Below are 3,220 nucleotides of genomic sequence, written 5' to 3' on the forward strand. Positions count from 1 at the left end.
GGGTTAGAAAATGATGATGTATTTAAACAGTATTTAAGTACTGTTTATGACGCAAAGGTTTTAAAGGGATTCGAGCATAGCCTCTACCATTATGGGGAAGAGGTGGTGAGTGAACAAAAAGAAAATATTAAAGATCAAGGGCATCATGAAGGGATTAAAGTGGATGCCCAATTTATTGCGGCCATGGTGACTGTGTATGATGCCTTGGTTGAAATTGGTGAGTGGCAACAGCTTGAGAGATTGCCGGATCACTATCAATATCTGACGTCAAGTGAACCCGATCGATTACTGATTAATAAAATCCAACCGATAGTGATCCAAATTATTAGTCAGGCTGCTAATGGGATGGATGAAGGAGAGATGAAGCAAACCCTTTTTGGGGTATTAGAAGATGCAAAGCCAGAAAATACAGCACGTGTGAACAACAAAGCAGAGGCAATCACGGTTACTTTGATTGATTTTGTGCGTATGAACGTATTAAAAGGCTACCGCCAATTTGTCTATCAGCAAGAGCGAGAACAAGCACTAAATTCCTGGTTACAAAAAGCATTTGATGATGATCCTCAAGCATTGATTGCGTTTCTCCGCTCTCAGCAACAACGTCGTATGGCAGTGCAGATCACCGTGGATGGTTTGCAACAAGGGCTGATCGAAGGTTTGGTTGATCCGAGTAAGCCATTTATCCGCAAAGCTCACCAAGATCACCACAATCGATTGAGCACTAAGCCCTCTTCAATGGCGGTGGTTCAACCCGAACATCAGCAGCAAGTACGTTTCATGCAGATATTGGCTGAGCAGCCTTATCACGATCCACATTACTTGCCGTTTTTTAAACGCTTGTATCGTGATCATCGCGCTTCTATTACTCAAGTGGGCATTTCATCAACACCAACGATCAGTGTGCGTAATTTACCGATCATAAAAACAGGAGCTAAGGTGTCCGGCCAAGGCGGTACTGGCATACCCAATTTCCACTTTGTTGATCGCCCAACCGACCGAGCTTATTACTTTTTTGGTAATGATGCACTGCAGCTTGATCGCTTACTGGTTAAAAACCAAGTACAAACGATGTTTGATCGCCTCGCTTACCTCAACACCCTCAACTGCAATGCGCAATACGATTGGAATGCTCACACCACTTATGATGGTTTAGTGAATTTGGGGGCGGGTGAGGCACTACGTGATTTTGGTGAAAAGCGGTGTGTGCGTGAGCTGAAAGAGCGCGCGATTGTCGAACGTGAACTCCAACAGTTGCGAGCGACATTAGTTGAAGAGGTCACGCGCTATCAGCAGATAAGCAAGTGGGATTTTTATACTCGCTGGACTCGCCATCAAGTGCTTGCTCACCAGTTGAAACAACTTGCACAAAAAGAACTGAAAGGAATGCCCGACTATACGCTGATTTATAATCCATGGCCGGATCATTTTGCTCATTTTAGCGGCCCATTCAGCGATGAAGTCATCATGCCAACTGGGGAACTAAACCGCCTCGATTACTGGCTAGCGCAAATAGAAGCAACCTATCAAGACGCGGGAGTATATGACCGCACGTTATGGGGCATGGCTGGCGATCATGGTTTAGCGCCTGTTTATTTCTCCCTCAACCCAGAAAAACAGATCTTTGAACCGCTAGCGTCGCAACTGGGAATAAAACTCAAGGTGAAGAAAATCTCATCGGATGAGGGAGAAGGGCCAAAAATGACGAATGCGATTAACGCGCCGTCAAACAAAGGGATTGATGTGGTCGTCGCTTCCACTGCGGGTGGAAATTTTATGATGGATTTCTTTAATGCAGAAGCTGGATGGGAAGTTCAACCGGTTTATCAAGAGTTGATCCGTTGGCAACCGATCCATTCTAAGCCAGGGCAGCAGGTTGATGTGATCGATGAAACCGTAGCGCGACTTGCTGAAAGCCTAGATTATTTAGTTGTGAGAGAAAAACCATGTGATTTAACGGACTGTTCTGTACGGTTGGTTGGCGAGCGGCAAGGTAAACGAGTGGATGAATGGATTGAAAAAAAGGGTGATAAACTGCGCTATTTTGCTAAATCGGAACAGCCATTGCTGCTTGGCGTTCAGCAGCTAAATGCTTATTTGTCGCCTCCTTCATCTGACGAGCTAGAACATTATGCACAACTCGTCGAACGTTGTGTTTATCACGCTAAAGCGAATCAAGCTGAGACGTGGTGCTCAAGTGCGCAGTGGCGAGAGTTAACACGTTTTACGCCCCGTCCAGATTCGGTTAATCAGCTCGCTGCTATTTATGAAGACGACCGTGCGGGCACCATTAACCTATTTCCTAAAGAGGGCGTTGGCTTTAATACTAAAGTTCCGGGACGTCATGCGGGTGAAAGCTATCTAGAAAAAGATGCTTTTATCGGTTTTTGGGGGAGTCCAATTGGCAATCAAGCCACGCCGCTCGGTTCAGTCGAAAATGGCTCACTTGCGCCCACTCTTTATCACTATTTAACGGGAGACGAAGTTAAAGTTGGTGAAGATGGTTGGGGTTATCCGTCGGTTCTTAAACAGTTGGATATTCGTTAGCGAGAGTTGGCCGTTATGACTGCCAATGAAATAAGTGAGCGTTAGGCTCTATTGAGTGAAGAACGTTCGCTTGTTTCATTGGCTTCGATTGCAGCCTTAAGTGGCAGGTTGTTCAGTACGTTTAAACTTCAAACGATTTTTCACATCTCGGCTATCGAGAATACGTTGGCTGTGATCAATATCGAGCTTGGATTTTGCCAATCGATCATACAGCAGCACATTGACGCTCGCGGCCAAATTCATGCAACCAATTGTTGGGATGTATACAACCTCACTGGCTTGGTTAACTATCTCTTGTGGAATAGAACCATCTTCAGGGCCAAACACATACAGCGCTTTTTCCGGGTGAATAAACTCGGGCAGTGGTGTGGCCCCTTCTGCCAGTTCAACACAGACGATTTTCATCTCACTTGGCAAGTCCTGCGTGATCTCTACCATCGCGGTGAGCGGGATTTTACTTTGAATGTTTTTTGTGTCGGTTTGAAATTTCACTGCGCGATCATAACGCTCACCACTGTAGCGAACCGCGCACGCTTGGTAGCAACCTGCTGCGCGCATCACACCACCCACGTTGGTTGGGCTTTTAGGGTTACACAAACCAATGATCACTGACATTTCACGTTCCACAAAAAATCCTCTCACAATTTGGGGCGGGCAGTATAACGCTAAAATTTGC

The 3,220-nt window shown here is 45.7% G+C and carries 2 protein-coding genes; one reads left to right on the forward strand and one right to left on the reverse strand.

Features of this window, described 5'->3' with window-relative positions; genetic code table 11:
* A partial coding sequence (locus tag AACT21_RS08060) for an alkaline phosphatase family protein (RefSeq protein ID WP_094164528.1) occupies positions 1-2,544 on the forward strand: 2,544 nt, incomplete at its 5' end.
* Positions 2,545-2,640: 96 nt separating this feature from the next.
* On the opposite strand, the gene AACT21_RS08065 is transcribed toward AACT21_RS08060, so the two are convergent.
* A complete protein-coding gene (locus AACT21_RS08065) occupies positions 2,641-3,171 on the reverse strand; it encodes an RNA methyltransferase (protein WP_441351399.1) in 531 nt (176 codons plus the stop codon).
* Positions 3,172-3,220 lie beyond the last annotated feature (49 nt).

This window comes from Vibrio sp. V08_P9A1T1 (assembly GCF_963874405.1).
In the GTDB taxonomy this organism is placed as follows: Bacteria; Pseudomonadota; Gammaproteobacteria; order Enterobacterales; family Vibrionaceae; genus Vibrio; species Vibrio anguillarum.